This is a genomic window from Janthinobacterium sp. GW822-FHT07A03 (genome assembly GCF_058798815.1).
Window position 1 is genome coordinate 83416 of record NZ_JBXAKW010000001.1, and the last position, 20955, is coordinate 104370.

General features: G+C 64.0%; 23 protein-coding genes. 3 read left to right on the forward strand and 20 right to left on the reverse strand.

All coding sequences use genetic code 11. The features are described from left to right. The first annotated feature begins 37 nt into the window (after positions 1-37). Entirely contained in the window at positions 38-1297 is a 1260-nt protein-coding gene (locus AC1RJW_RS00390; protein WP_493042541.1) for an MFS transporter, read from the forward strand. Positions 1298-1306: 9 nt separating this feature from the next. On the opposite strand, the gene AC1RJW_RS00395 is transcribed toward AC1RJW_RS00390, so the two are convergent. Then, positions 1307-2203, reverse strand: a complete 897-nt coding sequence (locus AC1RJW_RS00395) for a LysR family transcriptional regulator ArgP (RefSeq protein ID WP_493042543.1) — start codon at positions 2201-2203, stop codon at positions 1307-1309. Between the two features lie 73 nt (positions 2204-2276). Between AC1RJW_RS00395 and AC1RJW_RS00400 the strand changes: the two genes are divergently transcribed. Beyond that, entirely contained in the window at positions 2277-2930 is a 654-nt protein-coding gene (locus tag AC1RJW_RS00400) for a LysE/ArgO family amino acid transporter (protein WP_493042545.1), read from the forward strand. Here AC1RJW_RS00400 and fliR read toward each other — a convergent pair whose 3' ends face one another. From fliR to fliF, 13 genes are all read right to left on the reverse strand, one after another. Further along, positions 2931-3797, reverse strand: a complete 867-nt coding sequence (fliR, locus tag AC1RJW_RS00405) for a flagellar biosynthetic protein FliR (protein ID WP_493042547.1) — start codon at positions 3795-3797, stop codon at positions 2931-2933. A gap of 22 nt (positions 3798-3819) precedes the next feature. After that, positions 3820-4089 carry a flagellar biosynthesis protein FliQ gene (fliQ, locus tag AC1RJW_RS00410; RefSeq protein WP_035821365.1) on the reverse strand — a complete coding sequence of 90 codons (270 nt, stop codon included), beginning with the start codon at positions 4087-4089 and terminating at the stop codon, positions 3820-3822. Between the two features lie 10 nt (positions 4090-4099). After that, positions 4100-4876, reverse strand: coding sequence for a flagellar type III secretion system pore protein FliP (gene fliP / locus AC1RJW_RS00415; RefSeq protein WP_493042550.1), 777 nt, complete (start codon positions 4874-4876; stop codon positions 4100-4102). After that, positions 4866-5459 carry a flagellar biosynthetic protein FliO gene (gene fliO / locus AC1RJW_RS00420; RefSeq protein ID WP_493042552.1) on the reverse strand — a complete coding sequence of 198 codons (594 nt, stop codon included), beginning with the start codon at positions 5457-5459 and terminating at the stop codon, positions 4866-4868. Before fliO ends, fliP begins: the two co-directional genes overlap by 11 nt. Beyond that, positions 5456-5890 carry a flagellar motor switch protein FliN gene (fliN, locus tag AC1RJW_RS00425; RefSeq protein ID WP_034754038.1) on the reverse strand — a complete coding sequence of 145 codons (435 nt, stop codon included), beginning with the start codon at positions 5888-5890 and terminating at the stop codon, positions 5456-5458. The genes fliO and fliN overlap by 4 nt, the downstream gene beginning before the upstream one ends. A gap of 52 nt (positions 5891-5942) precedes the next feature. Next, on the reverse strand, positions 5943-6929 hold the full coding sequence (gene fliM / locus AC1RJW_RS00430) for a flagellar motor switch protein FliM (RefSeq protein WP_034754035.1): 987 nt from the start codon (positions 6927-6929) through the stop codon (positions 5943-5945). Positions 6930-6935: 6 nt separating this feature from the next. Continuing rightward, positions 6936-7448: a flagellar basal body-associated protein FliL gene (gene fliL, locus AC1RJW_RS00435; protein WP_493042553.1), complete on the reverse strand. Its 513-nt coding sequence runs from the start codon at positions 7446-7448 to the stop codon at positions 6936-6938. A 186-nt stretch (positions 7449-7634) separates the two neighbouring features. Beyond that, complete coding sequence (locus AC1RJW_RS00440) at positions 7635-8900, reverse strand: flagellar hook-length control protein FliK (RefSeq protein ID WP_493042555.1); 1266 nt, start codon at positions 8898-8900, stop codon at positions 7635-7637. Positions 8901-8919: 19 nt separating this feature from the next. After that, positions 8920-9360, reverse strand: a complete 441-nt coding sequence (gene fliJ, locus AC1RJW_RS00445; protein ID WP_436494302.1) for a flagellar export protein FliJ — start codon at positions 9358-9360, stop codon at positions 8920-8922. Positions 9361-9392: 32 nt separating this feature from the next. After that, complete coding sequence (gene fliI / locus AC1RJW_RS00450) at positions 9393-10709, reverse strand: flagellar protein export ATPase FliI (protein ID WP_227742184.1); 1317 nt, start codon at positions 10707-10709, stop codon at positions 9393-9395. A gap of 89 nt (positions 10710-10798) precedes the next feature. Beyond that, complete coding sequence (fliH, locus tag AC1RJW_RS00455; RefSeq protein ID WP_493044188.1) at positions 10799-11512, reverse strand: flagellar assembly protein FliH; 714 nt, start codon at positions 11510-11512, stop codon at positions 10799-10801. Positions 11513-11555: 43 nt separating this feature from the next. After that, a complete protein-coding gene (gene fliG, locus AC1RJW_RS00460) occupies positions 11556-12554 on the reverse strand; it encodes a flagellar motor switch protein FliG (RefSeq protein WP_034787109.1) in 999 nt (332 codons plus the stop codon). Then, positions 12547-14262, reverse strand: a complete 1716-nt coding sequence (gene fliF, locus AC1RJW_RS00465; protein WP_493042558.1) for a flagellar basal-body MS-ring/collar protein FliF — start codon at positions 14260-14262, stop codon at positions 12547-12549. The genes fliG and fliF overlap by 8 nt, the downstream gene beginning before the upstream one ends. 299 nt (positions 14263-14561) lie before the next feature. Between fliF and fliE the strand changes: the two genes are divergently transcribed. Next, positions 14562-14903 carry a flagellar hook-basal body complex protein FliE gene (gene fliE, locus AC1RJW_RS00470; protein WP_493042559.1) on the forward strand — a complete coding sequence of 114 codons (342 nt, stop codon included), beginning with the start codon at positions 14562-14564 and terminating at the stop codon, positions 14901-14903. 143 nt (positions 14904-15046) lie between these two features. On the opposite strand, the gene AC1RJW_RS00475 is transcribed toward fliE, so the two are convergent. The 6 genes from AC1RJW_RS00475 to fliD are packed head-to-tail and all read right to left on the reverse strand — an operon-like array spanning position 15047 to position 20798. Beyond that, positions 15047-15793, reverse strand: a complete 747-nt coding sequence (locus AC1RJW_RS00475) for a flagellar brake protein (protein WP_493042560.1) — start codon at positions 15791-15793, stop codon at positions 15047-15049. A gap of 25 nt (positions 15794-15818) precedes the next feature. Further along, on the reverse strand, positions 15819-16145 hold the full coding sequence (locus AC1RJW_RS00480) for an EscU/YscU/HrcU family type III secretion system export apparatus switch protein (protein ID WP_493042561.1): 327 nt from the start codon (positions 16143-16145) through the stop codon (positions 15819-15821). Continuing rightward, complete coding sequence (gene fliK / locus AC1RJW_RS00485; protein ID WP_493042563.1) at positions 16138-17343, reverse strand: flagellar hook-length control protein FliK; 1206 nt, start codon at positions 17341-17343, stop codon at positions 16138-16140. The genes AC1RJW_RS00480 and fliK overlap by 8 nt, the downstream gene beginning before the upstream one ends. A gap of 26 nt (positions 17344-17369) precedes the next feature. Continuing rightward, on the reverse strand, positions 17370-17696 hold the full coding sequence (locus AC1RJW_RS00490; protein ID WP_493042565.1) for a flagellar protein FliT: 327 nt from the start codon (positions 17694-17696) through the stop codon (positions 17370-17372). A gap of 3 nt (positions 17697-17699) precedes the next feature. Beyond that, on the reverse strand, positions 17700-18146 hold the full coding sequence (gene fliS, locus AC1RJW_RS00495) for a flagellar export chaperone FliS (protein WP_493042568.1): 447 nt from the start codon (positions 18144-18146) through the stop codon (positions 17700-17702). A 21-nt stretch (positions 18147-18167) separates the two neighbouring features. Next, positions 18168-20798 carry a flagellar filament capping protein FliD gene (fliD, locus tag AC1RJW_RS00500; protein ID WP_493042569.1) on the reverse strand — a complete coding sequence of 877 codons (2631 nt, stop codon included), beginning with the start codon at positions 20796-20798 and terminating at the stop codon, positions 18168-18170. Positions 20799-20955 lie beyond the last annotated feature (157 nt).

Here is a 20955-nt window from a genome sequence, read left to right on the forward strand (position 1 = left end):
TTTCACCACGACCCCGGCAAGGAGCCCGCACGCCCAGATGAACAACACATTCCGTTCGCTACGCATTCCCAATTACCGTATCTGGGCCGGCGGCGCCCTCGTGTCGAATATCGGCACCTGGATGCAGCGCACGGCGCAGGATTGGCTGGTGCTGAGCGAATTGACGCAGCACAATGCCAGCGCCGTCGGCATCGTCATGGCCTTGCAATTCGGCCCGCAACTGCTGTTGTTGCCCCTGACGGGCATGGCGGCCGACCTGCTCGACCGCAGGAAATTGCTGCTGTGCACGCAGGCGGCCATGGGCTTGCTGGCGCTGGGCCTGGGTTTGCTGTGTATCAGCGGCCTGGTACAGCTGTGGCATGTGTATGTGTTTGCTTTCCTGCTGGGCTGCGTGACGGCCTTCGATTCGCCCGTGCGCCAGACTTTTGTTTCCGAAATCGTCGGCGAGGAAGATTTGACGAATGCCGTGGCGCTCAATTCCACCTCGTTCAATGCGGCGCGCATGCTGGGCCCGGCCGTGGCGGGGCTCTTGATCAGCAGCGTCGGCAGCGGCTGGGTCTTCATCATCAACGCCGTCTCGTTTGCGGCCGTGATCGGTTCGCTGTTGCTGCTGCGCGTGGAATTGCTGCGCCGCGCGCCACGCGTCAAGGCCACGCGCGCCAGCCTGGGCGAGGGTTTCCGCTACGTGCGCCAGCGGCCCGACCTGATGGCCATCCTGCTGATGCTGTTCCTGATCGGCACCTTCGGCTTGAACTTCCCGATTTTCCTCTCGACCATGTCGGTGACGGCCTTCCACGCGGGCGCCGGCCAGTATGGCGTGCTCAGTTCCGTGATGGCTTGCGGTTCCGTGGCGGGCGCCTTGCTGGCGGCGGGCCGTGGCCAGCCCACCCTGGCCTTGCTGCTGGGCGCGGCGGCGCTGTTCGGCCTGGCCTGCGCGCTGGCCGCCGTGATGCCCAATTACTGGCTGTTCGGCATGATGCTGGTGGTCATCGGCATCGCCGCGCAAACGTTTACCACCAGCGTCAACAGCAGCGTGCAACTGTCGACGGCGCCCGCCATGCGGGGCCGCGTGATGGCCATCCTTTTGGCGATCTCGGCAGGCGGCACGCCGCTGGGCGCGCCCATCGTGGGCTGGGTGGCCGACACCTTCGGCCCGCGCTGGGCGCTGGGCATCGGCGCCCTGTCGGGCCTGGCGGCGGCCCTGGTCGGCGTGCGCTATCTGGTCAAACATCACCAGTTGCGCCTGAACGTCGACCTGCGGCGCTGGCGCTTTGCATTCAGCAGCGACCAGCATTGAGGCGGTCCGTCAGGGCGGCAGCAATCCCGTGCGGGCGGCGGCCAGGATGGCGCCGCTCAAGCCGTCGAGCAGGCTGGACGCGGCGCGCGCCGTATGCCAGTGCAAGGGCACGTCCAGCGGCGTAGCGGGCAGCAGTTCGACCAGGCTGCCATTGTCAAGATGCGGCTGGATCAGTACTTGCGGATGCAAGCCCCAGCCCATGCCGGCCAGGCCGGCCGTGACGAAGGCATGCGACGAGGGTAATACATGGCGCGGCAGCTCCACGTGCCGGTGGCACAGGCGCCGCACCCAGCGCGCCTGCAGCTCGTCCTTGGCATTGAATACCAGGCTGGGCGCCAGCGCCAGGCTGGCGGCGCCCACGCCGTGGGCAAAATAGCGCTGCAGGAAGGCGGGACTGGCGGCCGCCAGGTAGCGCATGGCGCCCAGCGGGCGGCTGTTGCAGCCCGAGGCGGGCCGGGCCGTGGCGCTGACGGCGGCCAGCACGGCGCCGCTGCGCAGCCATTCGGCCGTGTGGTCCTGGTCGTCGACGGCCACTTGCAGCAGCACCGGGTGCCCGGCCGCGAAGGCGGCGATGGCGGGTGCCAGCCAGGTGGCCAGGCTGTCCGCATTCACGGCGACGGGCACGCTGGCGCGCGTCACGCCTTGCGCTGCCAGCGCCGGCAAGGTGCCCTGCAAATCCTGCTCCAGCAGCTGCACCTGGTCCACGTGCTGGCACAGGCGCCGTCCCGTTTCCGTGGCGCGGCAGGGCTGGTCGCGTATCACCAGCGCGCAGCCGACGCGCTCTTCCAGCAGGCGGATGCGCTGCGAAATGGCTGATGGCGTCACGTGCAAGGCGCGTGCCGCGCGCTCGAAACTGCCTTCGCGGATGACGGCTGCCAAGGCGGCGAGGGCGGAATAATCGAGCATGAATGAAGTTTTCCTTAACTTGCTGTAGTAAAGGTAGTTTGCCTTCATTGTGTGCGGCTGGCAAGATCGCCGCATGACACTCTCGACTGCCGCCACCCCACTCGTTTTTTCCGTCTTTCTCCAGGGCTTGACCCTGGGCCTGGGCCTCATCGTTGCCATCGGCTCGCAAAATGCCTTTGTCTTACGGCAAGGCTTGCGCCGCGAACATGTGGGCGCCATCGTGCTGTTTTGCGCCCTGGCCGACGCGGCGCTGATCGCTGCCGGCGTGCTGGGCATGGCCCATGCGCTGGGGCAGCTCCCCTTGCTGGCCAGCGCGCTGGCGCTGGGCGGCGCCGCTTTCCTGGCCGTCTACGGTTGGCAAGCGCTGCGGCGCGCCCGCCGGCCGCAGCAGCTGCGCGCGGCCGAAGGCGGGGGCGGACTGGGCCTGCCCGCCGTCCTGGCCCAGGCGGCGGCATTTACCCTGCTCAACCCGCATGTGTACCTGGATACGGTATTGTTGGTGGGAAGCATCGGCGCGCAGCAACCGGGCGCGCTGCGCGGCTGCTTCATCGCCGGCGCCAGCGCGGCCAGCCTGCTGTGGTTTGCATCGTTGGGTTATGGCGCGCGCTGGCTGGCGCCGTGGTTTGCGCGGCCCCGCGCCTGGCAAGTGCTCGATGGCTTGATCGGCGTCACCATGTTCGTGCTGTCGGCGCTGCTGCTGCGCCACGCGCTGGGCTGGCAGCCCTGATCAGCGCGCGGACGGCAGCGGCGCCGGCGTCGGCAGCGCGGGACGCAGGGGATTCGGCGGCGCGGGCGGCGGCGGGCGGTCGCGCGTGGCAAAGCCGCGCGGCAGCAAGCGCGCCGTTTCTATGCCGCGCAGGAACATGTTCTGGAACGGCGTGGCCAGGTAGGGCAAGACCATGCTGATCACCAGCAAGCCCACGCCCAGGGTGACGGGGAAGCCGATACCGAAGATGTTCAGCTGCGGCGCGGCCCGCGTCAGGATGCCCAGCGCCACGTTGGTCAGCAGCAAGGCGGCGAGGATGGGCAGCGCAATTTGCAGGCCGGAACGGAAGATTTCCCCGCCCCAGGCCGCCAATTGCTGGAAACCGCCGCCGCTGATGGGACTCGATGAAATCGGCAGGCTGACGAAACTTTCCGCCAGCGCCGCCAGCAAGACCAGGTGGCCGTTGACAGTGAGAAACATCAACGTGGCCAGCATGACGAGGAACTGGCTGATGGCGGACGACCTGCCCTTGGTTTGCGGGTCGAAGAACGAGGCGAAGCCCAGGCCCATGGTCAGGCTGCTGATCTCGCCTGCCATTTCGATGGCGGAAAACACGATGCGGATGGAAAAACCCATGGCCAAGCCCACCAGCATCTCTTGCGTGAGGATCAGCAGACCGGGCAAGGACATGGGGTTGACGGCAGGCAAGGCCGGCACGGTGGGGGCGATGATCATGGCCAGCAGGGCGCCCAGGGTCACCTTGACGGTGGCCGGCACGGCCGCGTTGCCGAACAGGGGCGCGGCCGCGATCAGGCCGAGGATGCGGCTAAGCGGCCACAGCAGTGCTGCGATCCACGTGTTCAGTTCGATGCTCGACAGGGTCAGCATGGCGTATGCCGTGGCCCCATGCCTAGCCGACCAGGTTCGGAATGCCGGTAAATACCTGGCGCATGTAGTCGAGCATGACGGACAGCATCCACGGGCCGGCCACGACGAGGGCGACGAAGATGCCGACCAGCTTGGGGATGAAGGACAGGGTCGCCTCGTTGATCTGCGTGGCCGCCTGGAAGATACTCACGATCAAGCCGATGATGAGGGCGACCAGCAGCATGGGCGCGGCCACCATCAAGGTGATTTCCATCGCATGGCGGCCCAGGGTCATGACGCTTTCGGGTGTCATCGTATTTCCCCTAGTAAAAACTCTGGGACAGCGAGCCCAGCAGCAACTGCCAGCCATCGACCAGCACGAACAGCATCAGCTTGAACGGCAGCGAGATCGTCGCGGGCGACATCATCATCATCCCCATCGACATCAGCACGCTGGCGACCACCATGTCGATGATCAAGAACGGGATGAAGATGGCAAAGCCGATCTGGAACGCCGTCTTCAGTTCGCTGGTGACGAAGGCGGGCACGAGGATGCGCAGCGGCACGTCTTCCGGACCTTGCAGGGCCGGCGAGCGCGACATCTTGGCAAACAGGGCCAGGTCGGCCTGGCGCGTCTGCTTGAGCATGAAGGTTTTCAGGGGATCGACGCCCTTGTCCATCGCCTGCTGCATGCTGATCTTGTTTTCCTGATAAGGAAGATATGCATCCGTGTAGATCTTGTCGAACACGGGCCCCATGACGAACAGGGTCAAAAACAGGGCCAGGCCCACCAGTACCTGGTTCGGCGGCGCCGATTGCGTGCCGATGGCCTGGCGCAGCAGGGACAGCACGATGATGATGCGCGTAAAGCAAGTCATCATCAGCAAGGCCGCCGGCAGGAAGGTGAGCGACGTCATCAGGATGAGCGTCTGCACCGGCAGCGAGTAATTCTGGCCGCCGCCCGGCGCCGGCGTGCTGTTGAAGGCCGGGATGCCCGGTTCGGCCAGCGCCCACAGCGGCATGGCCAGGGCGGCGGCCGCCAGCAGCCAGGTCAGGGGAGTCTTCAAGGTGGACCACGCCATCTGCTGCTTATTTCCCATTGCGTTTTTCGATGGTCTGTTTCAGCCACTCGGAAAAATTGGCGGCCGCGGGGCCGTTTTGCGCCGTCGCCAGTTGCGGCAACTCGCCTTCCTGGCGCGGCATGGTGGCCAGCGCATTGATCCTGCCGGGCGAGGCGCCGACGACGATCCACTGGTCGGCCACTTCGACGAGGACGATGCGTTCGCGTCCGCCCAGGTTGAGCGAGCTGACGACGCGCATCTTGTTGTTGCCGCCCATGACCTTGGGACCATAGCGCTTCATGAACCAGGCCAGGCCGATCAGCAGGGCCAGCACGAATACCAGCGCGAAGATGGTTTGCAGCAGGCTGCCGGCCGAACTGGTCGGTGCCATCGTCATGGGGGCGCCCGGTGGCATGGCGGGCAGGGCGGCGGCAGGCGAGGCGGCCGCCGGCGAGGCTGCCGCCGGGACTTGGGCTTTCGGGGCGGCAGATGCGGGTTTCTCAGATGCAACCTCGGCGGCGGCGCTGGCTGCCGGCGCCGATGCGGCTGCCGGTTCCGCGTGCGCAATGCTGCATGCCGCCAGGAGCGGCAGCAGAGTGGAAATCAACAGGCCAGGCTTCATTTATTCAATTTTCGGATGCGTTCGGAAGGCGTGATGATGTCGGTCAGGCGGATACCGAACTTGTCATTGACCACCACCACTTCGCCCTGGGCGATCAGGCAGCCGTTCACCAGCACGTCCATCGGTTCGCCGGCCAGGCCGTCGAGCTCGACCACGGAACCCTGTGCCAGTTGCAGCAGGTTCTTGATGGCGATCTTGGTGCGGCCCAGTTCGACCGTCAGCTGCACGGGGATATCGAGGATGAAATCGATATCGTTGTGCGTTTCCGACTTCGAAGCCTGCTTGGAAAAGTCCTTGAACACGGCGGCGCTGGCCGCGCTGGCCGTATTGGCGGCCTGGTTCTGCAGCGCTTCGGCTTCCGCCTTGGCCTGCTCGGCAATGGCCGCGCCCCAATCGTCTTCCGCGCTTTGGTCGTCTTGGTTGTCAGACATGTGTTTCTCCTGTTGTACAGATGCGGGCCGCAGCGCGGCCCGGGTGCATTACTTAATGATTGTTCATGTTGTCGGCGTTAGCCAGCAACTTTTCGACTTTGAGCGCATATTGTCCGTTCAACACGCCATACGTGCAATCCATCACGGGCACGCCGTCGACGGTGGCGGCGATCAGTTCGGGGATGTTCAGGGGGATGATGTCGCCCACCTTCATGTTCAAGATCTCGTCGAACGACACGCGCGCCGTGCCCAGCGAGGCCACCAGTTCGACTTCGGCGATCTGGATCTGCTGCGTCATCAGGCGGATCCAGCGCTTGTCCACTTCCAGGGCCTCGCCCTGCAGGCTCGACGTCAGCGAATCGCGGATCGGCTCGATCATCGAATACGGCATGCAGAAGTGGATTTGTCCGGAAACGGAGCCCAATTCCACCGTAAACGTGGATGCCACCACCACTTCGTTCGGCGTGGCGATGTTGGCGAACTGCGTGTTCATTTCTGAACGGATATATTCGAATTCGACGGGGAAGACCGGCTCCCACGACTTGGTGTACGCCTCGAAGACGATGTCGAGAATGCGCAGGATGATGCGCTGCTCCGTCTGCGTAAAGTCGCGCCCTTCGACGCGCGTATGAAAACGTCCGTCGCCGCCGAACAGGTTGTCGACCAGCAGGAACACGAGGCCCGGATCGAAGACCATCAGGGCCGTGCCGCGCAGCGGCTTCATGTGCACCAGGTTCAAATTGGTCGGCACCACCAGATTACGGATGAACTCGCTGTATTTCGAGACGCGCACGGAACCGACCGACACTTCGGCGCTGCGGCGCAGGAAGTTGAACAGGCCCACGCGCAGCAGCCGGGCGAAACGCTCGTTGATAATTTCCAACGTTGGCATCCGGCCGCGCACGATGCGCTCCTGGGTTGCCAGGTTGTAGGTACGAACTCCCGTGACATCTTCCGGCGCCTGCGCGTCGTCCTGGTCTCCGTTGACGCCCTTCAGAAGGGCATCGACTTCTTCCTGGGAGAGGAAATTATCGGCCATGGCTGCTTATTGAATGATGAATGCGGTAAATAATACGTCCGTCACGTCCTGTTCCGGCCCTTTGTCCTCGAACGGCTGGTTCACCTGATTGATGATTTCGGCCGCCAGTTGCTGCTTGCCTTCCACGGTATTGAGTTCGGACGCCTTCTTGCCAGACAGCAACAGCAGCAAGCGGCTGCGCACCTTCGGCATGTTCAGCTTGATGGTATCCATTTCTTCCGGACTGCCCACCTGCAGGGTAAACGCGATCTGCAGATATTGCTCGCCATTTTCCGGCTGCAAGTTGACGGTGAAGGCATCGACGGGCACGAAAACGGGCGGACCTGCCTTGGAAGCGGCGTGTTTTTTCTTGCTGGGCGCCGATTCTTCTTTATCGGCCTTGCCATGCAGGAAATACCAGGCGGCTCCGCCACCGAGGCCGCCGGCTACCAGCACCGAGGCCAGCACTATGATCAGAAGCTTCTTTTTCGAGGCGCCGGCGGGGGCCAGGCCTGCATCTGCTTTCGGATCTGCTTTCATTTTTGGATTTGCTTTCAATGGTACTCGGGTGCATGGAAGTGGATCACGACGCCATTATGTCATTATCGGCAAATTCTGCGCAGAAGGATGCAGTGAAAAGAGGGCGGAAGCGCCCTCAACTCGCTGTTTTTATACGAAAAGTTATGCCGTGGGGCGCGCCTGTGGCCTGCGGACGACGAATTGTCCTCAGGCAAAGGTATCCACGGCACTCAGGCTGGGCCGGCTGCGTCCGCCCGCCGCCGGCGCGATGGCGAGCTCGCCACCCGTCACGCCGCCGCCTTGGCCATTGCCACGGCGCTCGCCCGAGGCGGCGCGTTCGCCATGGTTTTGCTGTTCCGGCGTGCCGGCCGAGACGGTGGCGTTGCCGAAGGCGATGCCCGCTTCGCTCATCATTTCGCGCAGGCGCGGCATGGCCGCTTCCAGCGCCTGGCGTACTTCCGGCTGGGCCGACATGAAGGCGGCATCGGCCTGGTCATTGGTGACCGTCAGGACCACCTGCACGGGCCCCAGGTCGGGCGGATTCAGGGTCAGGGTGGCGCTCTGGTCGCCGCCGGCCGCCATCCACACGACTTTCTGCCCCAGCTGCTGGTCCCAGGCCGGCGAGCCGACCCGGCCCGTCAGCTTGTCGGCCGGCACGGCCACGGCGGCCGCCGCCTGCTGCAGCGCACCCGGCTGCAACTGGGCCGCCAGGCGGCTCAGGTCGGCAGGCGTTTCCTTGATGACCGGTTCGGCCACGGCGGCGCCCGCCTTTGCGGTCGCTGCCAGCTGCGCGTCGATGGCCAGCTTGCCCGCTTCGGCCTTGCCGGCCGGCACGCTGGTAGCTTGTGTCGCGGCCGCCTTGCCTTGGGCCTGGCCCAGGCTGCCGGCAAAGTCGCCGCTGTCCGCTGGCGCGGCGGCGATGGCCTTGCCGCTGCCCTGGCCGGCTGCCAGCAATGGACCGCTTGCCAGGCCCTTGCCGTCGGCCTTGACGCTGGCGCGCGCGGGCAGTTCCGGCGCGGCCTTGGCCGCCGGCGGCTGGATGGCCAGCTGGATGCTGCCTACGAGGGCCAGCATGTCGGCGGCCGGATCGGCTGGCGGCACGACTGTTGTGGCGGGGACGCTGGCCTCGGCCGATGCGCTGTCGCCGGTCGCTTGTGCGGCTGCTTCGGCAACCGGCGCGGGCGGCTGGTCGCTGCCGGCCGCCTGTTCGGTGCCCGCTTGCGCCGGCTTCGCTTCATTGGCGGGCGCCGGCGCCGCAGTTGACGGCGCGGCGGCAGGAGGGCTGGCAGGACGGGCCGCCGGCGCTTGCGCCTGCGCCGTATTGCGGCTGGCCTGGCGTTGTTCGATCTGGCGGTTCAGGGTGCGCTGGAAGTCGCCCGCCGTGCCGCTGGTGGACGGCTGGCTGCGGTTGGCGGCGCCCGGCGTGGCGTTCGACGAGACGATCTGGGAAATCGGGGTTGGCTGGGTTTGCATGATGCTGCCTCAGTGTTGCTTAGCGTTTGTAATAGGCTTGTCGCGCCGCGTGCTCATCCATTGCTTTCTGGTCGCGCTTGTTTTCCAGCTTCAGCGCCTGTTCCTGCGCCCGGTTGTTCAGGGTGGTGTACGACATGCGCTTGCGTTCGGCCAGCTGCCAGCGCATCTTTTCATTGTCGCTGCGCGCCTGCGCATGCTCGACCACTTGCTGCTGGCCCAGGATGGCGCTGTCGAGCTTGACCATGAAGGCCTGGAAGTTGCGGTAAGCCATGGGCGTGATGCCGTTGCTCATGCTTGCCTCGAAGCGCTTGGCATAGTCGTCGCGGTAGCCGGACAGCATCTCGAGCTTCTGGCGGCAATCGTCGAGCGCCTTCAGGGCCGCACCGAGGCGCTTGGCGCAATCGTCCGTTTCGCGCTGGGCGAGGTCGATCAGGGTTGCAAGTTGGGAAGGAGAAGCCATGGCTGATTATATTCCCGCTATGCAAGTCCTAATCAGTCGAATAGAGCGGTAAGTTGCCCCAAGCTCTCGTCCATGCTGACCCGCTCCGTGATTTGCTGCTGCAAAAACGCTTCGATCTTTTCATGCAGGGCGATGGCCTGGTCCAGCACGGGGTCGGTGCCGGCGCTGTAGGCGCCCACGCTGATCAGGTCGCGGCTGCGCTCGTAGCGCGAATACAGCTGTTTCAGCTTGCGCGCCTGCTGCTGGTGCTCGTGCGTGGTGATCGAGTGGGCGGCGCGCGAAATCGATTGTTCGATGTCGATGGCAGGGTAGTGGCCGGCCTCGGCCAGGCGGCGGTTCAGCACGATATGGCCGTCCAGGATGGCGCGCGCCGAGTCGGCGATCGGGTCCTGCTGGTCGTCGCCCTCGGTCAGCACGGTGTAGAAGGCCGTGATGGAGCCGCCGCCTTCCTCGCCATTGCCGGCCCGTTCCACCAGCACGGGCAGCTTGGCGAAGACGGATGGCGGATAGCCCTTGGTGGCGGGCGGCTCGCCGATGGCCAGGGCGATTTCGCGCTGCGCCATGGCGTAGCGGGTCAGGGAATCCATGATCAACAGGACGTTTTGCCCCTGGTCGCGGAAATGCTCGGCAATCGCCGTCGCATACGCGGCCCCTTGCAGGCGCATCAGCGGCGGCGTGTCGGCCGGCGCCGCCACGACGACGGAACGGGCCAGGCCTTCGGGACCGAGGATTTGCTCGATGAATTCCTTGACTTCGCGGCCCCGTTCGCCGATCAGGCCGACGACGATCACGTCCGCCTCCGTGTAGCGGGCCATCATGCCCAGCAGCACGCTCTTGCCGACACCGGAACCGGCGAACAGGCCCATGCGCTGGCCACGGCCCACGGTCAGCATGGCATTGATCGAGCGCACGCCCACGTCGAGCGTGTCGACGATGGGCGCGCGGCCCAGGGGATTGGCGGGGCGCACGTTGATGGGGGCGCTGTCCGTCGTGTGCAGCGGACCGAGCTGGTCCAGCGGACGGCCCGCGCCGTCGAGCACGCGGCCCAGCAGTTGCGGCCCCACGGGCAGGTGGCGCGCGCGGTCGCTGGGGCGGCGGCGCGGGTGCGCCACGCTGCCGGGGCGGGGGATGGCCGGTTCGACGGAAAACACGCGCGTGCCGGGCACGATGCCCTCGACGTCGCTTTGCGGCATCAGGAACAGCCTGTCGCCTTCGAAACCCACCACTTCCGCCTCGACCCGGCCGCCATTGGGCAGCGGCACGGTACAGGCGGCGCCCACGGCCAGGCGCAGGCCCACGGCTTCCATCACCAGGCCGGCCACGCGCGTGACGCGTCCTGAAATCTGCATCGGCTCGACAAAACCGACCACGGCCGAACAATCGTTCAGGTAGGCGCGCCAGCGCGCCGCATGGGCCGTGGGGCCTTTGAGGGGCTCGCTCACGGCGCCAGCCAGTCCAGGTCCTTGCCCAGCGCATGCGTCAGGCGCTGCCAGCGGGTGGACGTCTGCGCGTCGATCTGGTTGCTGGCCGTGTCGATCTTGCAGCCGCCGCGCTCCACGGACGGGTCTTCGATGACCCTCCAGCCGCCCTTGTCGAGCTCATCGCCGATGCCGTCGCGCACCACTTGCGCGTCTTCGGGGTTGAGCATCAGCAAGGCCGGTTGTTGCAGGACAGGCAAGTATTCGATGGCTTCGCGCACGACCGGCAACATCAGCTCGGGACGCACGGGCAAGGCCGTCTTCAGCATGCCCTTGGCCAGCTGCAGGGCCAGTTCCATCACGTCGTTGGCGATCAGTTCGTCGGCCTGGTGCACGGCCGTGCCGAAGTCGACGGCGATGGTCTGCAGGTGCGCCAGTTCCACGGCAGAGGCCGCCTTGCCTTCCGCATACGATTGCGCATGGCCGTCGGCATGCCCGGCCGCATGGCCTTCCGCATAGCCGGCCGCGCGTCCCTCGTCGAAGGCGGTGGCGCGCGCTTCCTCGCGGATGGCGTCGAGTTCTTCCTGCGTCGGGTATTCGAGCGGCGGGGCCGGCTCTTCTTCCGGCAACTCGCCGTATGGATCCATTTCCGGGTCAAATTCGGGTTCAGGATCGGGTTCGAGCAGCTTGCGCGCCGCCACCACGCTGGGACGCTCGTCGCCAAACGAGGTCATTTCCCAGCGCTGGTAGGCGGTTTGCTGCTCTTTGGGAATCAAATTAGACAAACGAATCCTCGCCTTTTCCGCCTAGGACAATCTGCCCCTCGTCCGCCAGGCGGCGCACGATCTGCAGGATCTGTTTCTGCTGCGATTCCACTTCCGACAGGCGCACGGGGCCTTTCGACTCCAGGTCTTCGCGCATCATCTCGCCGGCGCGCTGCGACATGTTCTTGAAGATCTTGTCGCGCAGCTCTTGCGAGGCGCCTTTCAGGGCGATGATCAGCATTTCCGACTGCACTTCGCGCAGCAGCAGCTGGATGCCGCGGTCGTCGATATCGATCACGTTGTCGAACACGAACATTTCGTCCATGATCTTTTGCGCCATGTCATTGTCGTAATTCTTGATATTGTCCATGACGGAGCCTTCCTGCTCGCCGCTCATGAAGTTCAGGATCTCGGCCGCCGCGCGCACGCCGCCCAGCGACGATTTCTTGATGTTTTCGTTACCCGACAGCAGTTTCGTCAGCACATCGTTGAGCTCGCGCAAGGCGGCCGGCTGCACGCCGTCCAGGGTGGCGATGCGCAAGACCACGTCGTTGCGCAGGCGGTCCGTGAAGTGGCCGAGGATTTCGCAGGCCTGGTCGCGCTCCAGGTGGACCAGGATGGTGGCGATGATCTGCGGGTGTTCGTTGCGGATCAGCTCGGACACGGATTGCGAATCCATCCATTTCAGCGATTCGATGCCGGACGCGTCCTTGCCGCCCAGGATGCGCGACAGCAGCACGGACGCCTTGTCGTCGCCCAGCGCCTTGGTGAGGACCTGGCGGATGTATTCGTCCGAATCGAGGCCGACGGTGGAATTGAGTTCCGTCTGCGCGCGGAAGTCGTCGAGCACCTCGACCACCTGTTCGTGCGCGATGCCCTTCATGGTGGCCATGGCGGCGCCCAGTTTCAGCACTTCGCGCGGGCCGAGGAATTTCATGACCTCTGCCGCTTCGCTCTCGCCCAGTGCCAGCATCAGGATCGATGCTTTTTGCAGTCCCGTTGTCTCAGTCATTATTGCCTATCCATGCTTTGATGACGTTGGCCACCACGCGCGGGTCTTCCTGCGCCAGTTTGCGGGCCATCGCCAGGTTTTCGCGGTAGCCGCGGGCCGTGTCTTCTTCCAGTTCTTCCAGCTCCGCTTCGCTGAGCAGGACTTCGTTTTCTTCGCCGTCCTTGGCCAGTTCCGGCTCGATGACGGGGGGCGGGGCGCCGAAATCGTCGATCTTGCGCATCACGGGGCGCAGCATCGGGCGCACGATCTTGATGAAGATATACAGCAAGATCAGGGCCGTGATGAGGAATTTCGCCAGTTCCTTGGCCAGCGGCAAGTTGGCCGGGTCGCGCCACCACTCCAGCTTGCCTTCCGGCGCGCGGTCGATGCCGTCGAACGGCGAGTTGGCCACGCTGAAGCTGTCGCCGCGTTCCTTGTTGTAGCCCATCGCTTCCTTGACCAGATTATTGATCTGGATCATTTCGGCAGGCGAAATCGGCTTGACCGTGACCTTGCCATCCTTGTCGAAGCTGCGGCGGTAGTTGACGACGACGGCCACCGACAGGCGGCGCAGGCCGCCCATGGATTTCTGCTCGTAGCGCACGGTCTTGTCGACTTCATAATTCGTCGTCGATTCCTTTTGCGTCGGTGCCGTCGGCGCGCCGCCCGGGGCACCCGGCGCCTCGGCCGTCAGCGGCGCCGTGGCCACGCCCGGCGGCTGGTTCGACAGCGCGCCCGGCACACCGGACGGATTGGCATTGCCGGCGCCCGTCGATTCGCTCGTTTGCTGGCTGCGGATGGTGGACGCTTCCGGCGGCGAGTTCGGCTTGTAGGTTTCGGCCGCCTGCTCGCTTTGCGAAAAATCAACATCGGCCGTCGCTTCGGCGCGCACATTGCCTTCGCCGACGATGGGCAGCAAGATCGATTCGACTTGCTTGATCACGCTTTGCTGCAATTGCTGCACGTACTTCAGCTGGTTCGGGTCCAGGCTCTTGATGCCGTTGGCGCGGTCCTTGTCCTTTTCCTGGTTCGACAGCAAGGTGCCGGCCTGGTCGACCACGGTGACATTGATCGGCAGCAATTCCGGCACGCTGGACGCCACCAGGTGCACGATCGCGCTCACCTGCAATTGGTCCAGGCCGCGGCCCGGGTGCAGGTTCAGCAGCACGGAAGCCGTGGGTTTTTGCTGTTCGCGCACGAAGACGGACGGCTTGGGCAGCGCCAAGTGGACTCGCGCCGTGTCGACGGCGGACACCGATTCGATCGATTTCGCCAGTTCGCCTTCCAGCGCGCGCTGGAAATTGACCTGTTCCAGGAATTGCGACACGCCCAGCTTCTGGTTTTCCATCAGCTCGAAGCCCACGTTGCCGCCCTTCGGCAAGCCTTGCGCGGCCAGTTTCAGGCGCGCATCGTGGACTTGCTCGGACGGCACGAGAATGGCGCCGCCCCCTTCGGAAAACTTGTGCTTGATGCCCAGCTGGTCCAGCGATGCGGTGATGGCGCCGCCGTCGCGGTCCGTGTAGTTGGAAAACAGCACCTTGTACTCGGGCGGCTGGTTCCACATGTACAGGGCCACGCCGATGGCGATCAGCGCCGCCACGCCCAGGCCGCGCAGGAAATTCTTGCCCATCGGCGTCTTGGCGAAGGCTTGCACCGATTCCACGGGCGAGCGGGCAGGCGCCGGTTCCGGCGGTATGCGGTTCACATCGATTTCTTCGGCTACAGCCATGATTGCCTTCCGGGGCGCGTGTATTTAGATATGTTCGGTAATGCGTGGGGGCCGCTTCCACTGGAGGAGGGGGCGATATGCAGAATTATCCGCCACTGTCACGCGCTTCAATCGTCCAAATAGAAGGCGCTTTTGCCGCCTGCTCCGCCGAGCGGCTGGCGTTGGCGCTGGTATTGTGGAACCCTGGCAACATGTGACGGAAGTTATTGTACCCGTCGTTGCCTTGCAAGCCAGGGTTTTGTTCTCTGGGTGCAACAGGCAAGGAACAGTTATGCAGCAGACCAGAATCGGGAGGCAAAGTGAAAACAGGCGGTATCGATAGCAGCAGGATCGAGGCGATGATCGCGCAACTGAAGTCGGCGGCCACGCGGCCGGAGGCGAAAATACCGGCGATCCAGACCGAGAAGCCGGCGGCGAAGGTGAATTTTTCCGATGCCTTCAAGAGCGCGCTCGATTCCGTGAGCAGTTCGCAAAAGGAATCGTCGGCCATGGGCCAGCGCTTTACCATGGGCGACGAAAAGGTCAGCCTGTCGGACGTGATGGTGTCGATGCAGAAATCGAGCATCGAATTCCAGGCGACGGTGCAGGTGCGCAATAAATTAGTTTCTGCATATCATGAGATCATGAACATGCAAGTTTGATATAGGCAAGTGTATTGGTATGTAACGAACGCCTTACAAACCGTAGCGAGCGCAAGCCAGTTGTGGCCGAGAAGCGGAACTGTACTCTAGTACAGTGAGCATCGCAGGCCGCAAATGGCGACGCGCAGTAGGTTTGTAAGGTGTTAACCTAACCCCGCCATGCGGGCGTTGCGCTCGCGCTCGAGACGCGTGATATAGCGCTGCACGTGCGCCAGCATGCTGCGCGGCAGGTCGACGAACTGGCAGCCCAGGCGGCGGTTCAGCTTGTTGTTCAGCAGGGTCATGTCCAGCGAGTTGCGAATTTGCAAAGTCGCGGTGACGATGCCGACGTCGGGCAAGTCGATGCGGCAGCCCGGATAGTCCCGGCCGATGGTTTCGCCCAGCATCAATTTATTATCGAGGATGGCGATGCCGCCGCAGCTGATGTCGGCCAGCGGGAACAGGGTATCGGCGCCGCCCAGCGAGGGCGGCAGGGGGATCGCCACGCGCACGGGATTGCTCACGGGCGTCGTCATGCGGTAATACTCGCGCCGCTGCAAGCGGATCAATGTTTCTGGAATGGCAATTTTCAAGGCGGGCGTGCCGCCGTAGGTGCACTCTTCCACCAGGGCGCTGGCAAACAGGATGCGGATCTTGTCGAGCGAGGTTTCAAACGAAATGCCGGTGGCGGCCACCATGCGCCGGTTCTGGTCGGCGTTCACGGAACGGTCGAGGATGACGGTGTTGTGGTCGGCATCGACTTCCAGGATGGACGTGACGCACACATCGGATTCGCCGTGGATCAGCATGCGGATCAGCTGGTTCTTTTCGCTGATGCTGCGCAGCAAGGCGATGATTTCCCGCCGCGATTCCACTTCAAAGTCATGCCAGTTTTCGAGGCCGGAATCCATAATATGTGCTTGCATTGATGCCTGTCTATGTATCGGTGGAAAGTGCGCTGGTGTCGGGCGGCGGCGGGATCGGCCCGCCATTCGCAGATTCAATATGATATAACCAGGCCAGCAGTTCCGCAATCGCCCGATACAGGCCGGGCGGAATCTGGCGGTCCAGGTCGACATCCATCAGCAAGGCCACCAATTCCTTCGATTCATGCACGAATACGCCGTGTTCGCGCGCCGTGCTGATGATCTGGTCCGCGATCAGGCCGCTGCCCTTGGCCACCACCTTGGGCGCCGGCGTGCCGCTCTGGTAGGCGAGGGCGACGGCCGTCTGCGGCACCTTGCGCTTGGTGTCGTCAAGCATCGCCGGCTCCTTCTTCCGCTTCTGCCGCTGGCGCTTCGGCCGCCTGCGGCTTGCCGGCGATGCTCAGGGACGACAGGGGCCAGCCGGCCGCGTCGAGCGACGCTTCCAGCGCCGCCGCATGCTGGCGCAGGGTCGCGGCGCTCGCTTCGCTGCCGGCCTGCATCTGGATGGATACTCTGCCGCCCTGCAAGACCACATGCGCGGCCAGGTCACCCAGCAGGGGAAACTGGAAGCGCACATTGCTGCGCCAGGCCGTCGCCTCCTCGTCGGCCTGCGTGCCTGCTTGCTGCTGGCCTTCCGGCGCATCGCGGCTGATATCCCACTGCATCTTCTGGCCGGGCCAGGCTTCGCCCTGCCACTGTACGCGCGCCTGTTCGTGTGTATGCAGCTGCAAATTGATCAGTTGCGCCGAAGCCAGGTCGGTGCCCGTCCTTGGGATGTCGCCCTGTGCCGCTTTCTGCATTTGCGGCTCCAGCAGCAGCGACGCCAGCGGCCGCTTGCCTTCGGCCCATTCGGCCACATGCGATTCATAGAACAGGCCGCTGCTGCCGACGGCATCCTGCAGCTTTTGCGCCACCTGGGCGGGATTGGCCCCCGGCGTGGCCATCAGCGGCGTCTTGCCGACCAGCGCCAGGGGCGCGCCAGGCACGCTTTCCGCCTGGCTCAGCACCGTGCTGATGGCGCGCGCGGTGGTGCTCAGTTCCGGTGCGGGCGTGTCGCTGGCCAGGGCGGGCAGCAGATTGGCCGGCGTCAGCGGTGCACGGCTGAGCAGGGTGGCGGCCGTGCTGTTGGCGCGTGTGCCGGCCTGGGCGGCGCCGGCCTGGGGGCCGCGCAGGTCGGCAGCCTCGGGCTCGGCTTCTGCATCCGCATACGTCAGCAGGGCGCTGGCGGGCTGGTCGCGGTTATTGCCGATTTGAAAAGAGGGGCGGGGATTGATGCCGATCAAGGTCAGGGGAATCTCCGTGCCAAGTTGGGCGCCGGCGGGCAGCTGCATGCGGGCCGGTGTGCCGGCCACGCGCACGAGGAAACTGCCGTCGCCCATGCGGGCCAGCACCTGTCCCTGCATGGATTTGCCGATCAGTCCCTGCAGCGAGCGCTGGAACTCGGCCTGGCGCGGGTCGGCGACGGTGTCGGCCGGGCGAGTTCCCTTGACCGGGGTCAAGGGCGTCATGCCGATCGCATCCATCTTCGGCAACATGATAGCTAACCTCGCCCCGTGGGCGTTTAGACGCCGTAGGCGTTGGCCAGGCGCCGCTCGGTGCCGGTGCTGTTGATCAGCTTGGACAATTGCGCCATCCACGGCATGGTCAGGTCGCGGATCTTGCGGTCATCTTCCAGGATCTGCTTGATCAGGGCAACCTTGCGCTGGCGGCCGGCGGTCTCCAGCACGACTTTTGCTTCATTCGCCTTCAGCGCCGCCACATGCGCGCTCACTTGCTGCTCCAGTGCTTCGAGCTGGTCCCAGTCGGCGTTGCCGGCGGCGGTCACCATCCGGCCCGTCAGGGTCTGCATGGCTTCGTAGGTGGTCAGGACTTCTTGATTCGTCATCATGGGTCAGGCGCTCGCAAGGCTGGGCATACGTTTCAGATCGGCGCCGGGAATGGCGGCGGGGGTGGCGCCAATGGCGTTCCAGGTTTCACGCAAGTCGGTCAGCAAGCGCTGTACTTCTTCCAGCATACCAAGATCGTTGCGGATGTTGGCTGCCAGCAGGCGCGCGCTCATGTATTCATACAGGGCATCGAGGCCTTCGGCGATCTGGCCGCCCGCTTCCTTGTCCAAGCTGGCGCGCAAACCATTGTCGATGATCTGGATGGCTTTCGAGATGGACTTGCCTTTTTCCGGCACATTGCCCGATTTCATGTGCATCTGCGCGCTGAGCACGGCCACCAGGGCGCCGTCATACAGCATGACGATCAGCTTGTGCGGCGAGGCCGAGCCTATGCCCGTTTCCAGGCCGACCTTGGCATAGGCGTTGACGCCGCGTTGTTGGGTTCCAAACATATATTCTCCTGATGGTAGCGCTTAACGGTTGGCGGCGATGGCGGCCAGCTGCTGGGTCAAATAGGTTTGCGTGGTTTGCATGGCGCTCAGCGACACGTCGAGGCGCGAGAACTGGGCGCGGTAGCGCGCTTCGATGGCGGTCAGTTTTTCGCTGAACTTGTCGCGCTGCGCGGCCACCGATTTCAGCGTTTCGTTGATGCCAGTCGTGCGGCCGGTGATCATGCCGTCCGTTCCCAGGAAGGAGGTGGCCAGGTTGTTCAGCTGGTAGGCATAGCCTTGCGAAAAGCTGACGGTGCCGCGCGGGCCTGTCGTGCCGCCGGTCACTTCAATTTTCAAGCCATCTGATGGCGAACCGGGCGCTCCAGTCAAGGTCTGGCCCGAACCGATGACCGGTTGTCCGCCCAGTGTCCCTGCCACATCCGCGCCCTTGACGGGCTTGGCTGCACCAAACAAGGTTTCGATGCTGGTGCCCGTGCCGTTGCTCAAGGCCAGGTTCGAGACGGAACCATAGCGGCTCGATGCCAGGACCAGCTTGCCCGCACCATCGATTGAGGCGGACACGGTGGCGCCATTATCCGAGAAGGCTTTTACGCCATTGATCGACGATTGCACCAGTGCCGCCAGCTGAGCCGGCGTGTAGGTGCCTGCCGGTATCGTCACCTGGGCCGTGTTCTTGGCGACCGAAGGCTCCGTATCGTTCAAGGTCACGTTCCAGGTAGTATCGCTGGCGATGACCGTGCTGGCGCCCAGCACGGCATCCGACGTGAGCGAGCCCTGGCTGGCCATGGTGGTAATGCTCAGGTCATACGTGCCGGGCTTGGTGGCTGCTGTCGAGCTAGTAAACGCGACGTTGCTGTCGCTGGTCTTGCCGATGGCAGAGAACAGGCCGGCGATATCGGCAAAGTTGGCGCTGATGGCTTTGTCGAGTTTGCTTGTGTCCAGCGCCAGGCTACCATCTTTCTGGAAGGAAATACCGACCTGGCTGAGGGTGCTCATGCCGCTGTTCAATCCGGTGATCGGCGCCCCCAGTTGCCGGCGCAGCTGGCTCTGGATCGATTGGACGGTCGAGTCGCCCAGCAAGACGCCGCCCGTCTTGGTGTCGGGATTGTACGCCGTCATTTTACCGATCGCCGTGTTCAGTTCGTTGTATGCCTTGACGAAGGAGTTGATGCTGGTCTTGACAGTGGAAGTGTCCTTGGCTACTGACAGGCTACTGCTACCGATCTTCGTGATGCCCAGGGTGACGCCTTCGATTGCCGTGTCGACGCTGTTCGAGTTGCTGGTGATGGGAATGCCGTTGACGCTGAACATGGTGTTCTGCGCAGCACTATTTTGTTTCAGATTTTGTGTGCCGCCCACATCATAGGCAAGCAAGGCGCTCAGCGCGCTGTCAGCCGGCTGGCCATCACTGCCGCTCAGTGAAATTTTCATGGCCGAATTGGCGCCCGTCTTGCTGGAGCTGAGCACCAGGTGGAAGGGTTTGTCTGAACCGTCGGAGACAATGCTGGCGGTGACGCCCAGGCCGGCGTTATTGATGGCGTCGCGTATGCCCTGCAAGGTGTTGTTGGTCGAATCGATCACGATCGACCCCGTTGCCTGCGTCGCGTCCTGGGTGAAGCCCGCATCCATGTAGCTGCCGACTGTGCCCGCGGCCAGGCCGGCGGCGGCCGGATTGCTGCCGGCGATGATGATCGGGCTGGCATTGCCGGATGTCAGGGTGATCGCGCTGGCAATCGTGACATTCGAGCCAGCGTTGCTTGCGCCCGCTGCCTTGCCGATGCCACCGCTGGCGCTGCCCGTGACGACTTCCTCGATATTGATATTGGAGCCATCGGCGCGCGTAAACTGCAAGGTGCCATCGGCAGCCTTGCCCGTCACCGTGATATTGGCTGCGGCCAGGGCATTCGAGACGGCATTCGGCCCTGCGAGCGTGGTATCGAGGCTGGCGGCGGTGATGCCCGCGCCTGCGGCGACATTCTCGCCTTGTGAAACGATGTCAATGCCGCCTATGGAGAGGGAATAGCTGCTGCCGGCGCCGGTGGCAACATTTCCATACGTGCTGAACATGCCGGCGTCGCTGCTGGTTGCTTGTGCCGTCGCCGTCACACCCGTGGTGCTGCTCTTGGCATTGATGGCATCGGCCAGCGCACGGGCGCTTTTCGTGCTGGCGTCCGTCGGGATGGCCGTGCCGTTGATGGTGATCGAACCATTGCTGACGCCGTTAAGCAGGGTGCTTCCGCTCAATGCCGTACCTTTGGTGCCGAAGGTGCCGCCGGTGGTCGAGCCAAGCTGGAAGGAAATTGTCGTCTTGGCGCCCAGGCCGATGGTCGACAGCTTGCTGGCCATGCCACCCGATGTCAAGGTCTGCGCCTGTGCCAACTGGGAGACGTTGATATTGTAGCTGCCTGCGACGGCCTTCGCGCCGGCGGTGGCGGACAGGACCAGCGGATCCGACGGCGTGGCGCTGACGGCGCGGAAGTTGTTCGAGTTGGTGAGCGATGACAGCGAGTTCTGGAAGGTGCTGACGGAGCCGCTCAGGGTGCCCAAGGCGCTGAGCTTGGCCTGGTACGATGCCGTTTTCTTGTCGTAGAGGTTCAGCGGCGCCGATTCTGCCGTCATCAACTTCTCGATGATGGCATTGACATCCAGCATGCTGTTGCCGATGCCAGGAGAAGATATGGTTGGTGTAATGGCCACTGAATGCTCCTAGGAAAACACTAATATAAGCTGTTATCGGCAGAATCAATCAGGACTTGAGAGAGGGATTTACCGCGCTGTTTTCAATTCGGGCAAAAAAGCGGACGGGCGG

What these genes read in the sequence shown, in the direction of transcription:
- AC1RJW_RS00390 (WP_493042541.1), top strand. Translation starts at nt 38, where the DNA reads ATGAACAACACATTCCGTTCGCTACGCATTCCCAATTACCGTATCTGG.
- AC1RJW_RS00395 (WP_493042543.1), bottom strand. Translation starts at nt 2,203, where the DNA reads ATGCTCGATTATTCCGCCCTCGCCGCCTTGGCAGCCGTCATCCGCGAA.
- AC1RJW_RS00400 (WP_493042545.1), top strand. Translation starts at nt 2,277, where the DNA reads ATGACACTCTCGACTGCCGCCACCCCACTCGTTTTTTCCGTCTTTCTC.
- fliR (WP_493042547.1), bottom strand. Translation starts at nt 3,797, where the DNA reads ATGCTGACCCTGTCGAGCATCGAACTGAACACGTGGATCGCAGCACTG.
- fliQ (WP_035821365.1), bottom strand. Translation starts at nt 4,089, where the DNA reads ATGACACCCGAAAGCGTCATGACCCTGGGCCGCCATGCGATGGAAATC.
- fliP (WP_493042550.1), bottom strand. Translation starts at nt 4,876, where the DNA reads ATGGGAAATAAGCAGCAGATGGCGTGGTCCACCTTGAAGACTCCCCTG.
- fliO (WP_493042552.1), bottom strand. Translation starts at nt 5,459, where the DNA reads ATGAAGCCTGGCCTGTTGATTTCCACTCTGCTGCCGCTCCTGGCGGCA.
- fliN (WP_034754038.1), bottom strand. Translation starts at nt 5,890, where the DNA reads ATGTCTGACAACCAAGACGACCAAAGCGCGGAAGACGATTGGGGCGCG.
- fliM (WP_034754035.1), bottom strand. Translation starts at nt 6,929, where the DNA reads ATGGCCGATAATTTCCTCTCCCAGGAAGAAGTCGATGCCCTTCTGAAG.
- fliL (WP_493042553.1), bottom strand. Translation starts at nt 7,448, where the DNA reads ATGAAAGCAGATCCGAAAGCAGATGCAGGCCTGGCCCCCGCCGGCGCC.
- AC1RJW_RS00440 (WP_493042555.1), bottom strand. Translation starts at nt 8,900, where the DNA reads ATGCAAACCCAGCCAACCCCGATTTCCCAGATCGTCTCGTCGAACGCC.
- fliJ (WP_436494302.1), bottom strand. Translation starts at nt 9,360, where the DNA reads ATGGCTTCTCCTTCCCAACTTGCAACCCTGATCGACCTCGCCCAGCGC.
- fliI (WP_227742184.1), bottom strand. Translation starts at nt 10,709, where the DNA reads ATGCAGATTTCAGGACGCGTCACGCGCGTGGCCGGCCTGGTGATGGAA.
- fliH (WP_493044188.1), bottom strand. Translation starts at nt 11,512, where the DNA reads ATGACCTCGTTTGGCGACGAGCGTCCCAGCGTGGTGGCGGCGCGCAAG.
- fliG (WP_034787109.1), bottom strand. Translation starts at nt 12,554, where the DNA reads ATGACTGAGACAACGGGACTGCAAAAAGCATCGATCCTGATGCTGGCA.
- fliF (WP_493042558.1), bottom strand. Translation starts at nt 14,262, where the DNA reads ATGGCTGTAGCCGAAGAAATCGATGTGAACCGCATACCGCCGGAACCG.
- AC1RJW_RS00475 (WP_493042560.1), bottom strand. Translation starts at nt 15,793, where the DNA reads ATGGATTCCGGCCTCGAAAACTGGCATGACTTTGAAGTGGAATCGCGG.
- AC1RJW_RS00480 (WP_493042561.1), bottom strand. Translation starts at nt 16,145, where the DNA reads ATGCTTGACGACACCAAGCGCAAGGTGCCGCAGACGGCCGTCGCCCTC.
- fliK (WP_493042563.1), bottom strand. Translation starts at nt 17,343, where the DNA reads ATGTTGCCGAAGATGGATGCGATCGGCATGACGCCCTTGACCCCGGTC.
- AC1RJW_RS00490 (WP_493042565.1), bottom strand. Translation starts at nt 17,696, where the DNA reads ATGATGACGAATCAAGAAGTCCTGACCACCTACGAAGCCATGCAGACC.
- fliS (WP_493042568.1), bottom strand. Translation starts at nt 18,146, where the DNA reads ATGTTTGGAACCCAACAACGCGGCGTCAACGCCTATGCCAAGGTCGGC.
- fliD (WP_493042569.1), bottom strand. Translation starts at nt 20,798, where the DNA reads ATGCTGGATGTCAATGCCATCATCGAGAAGTTGATGACGGCAGAATCG.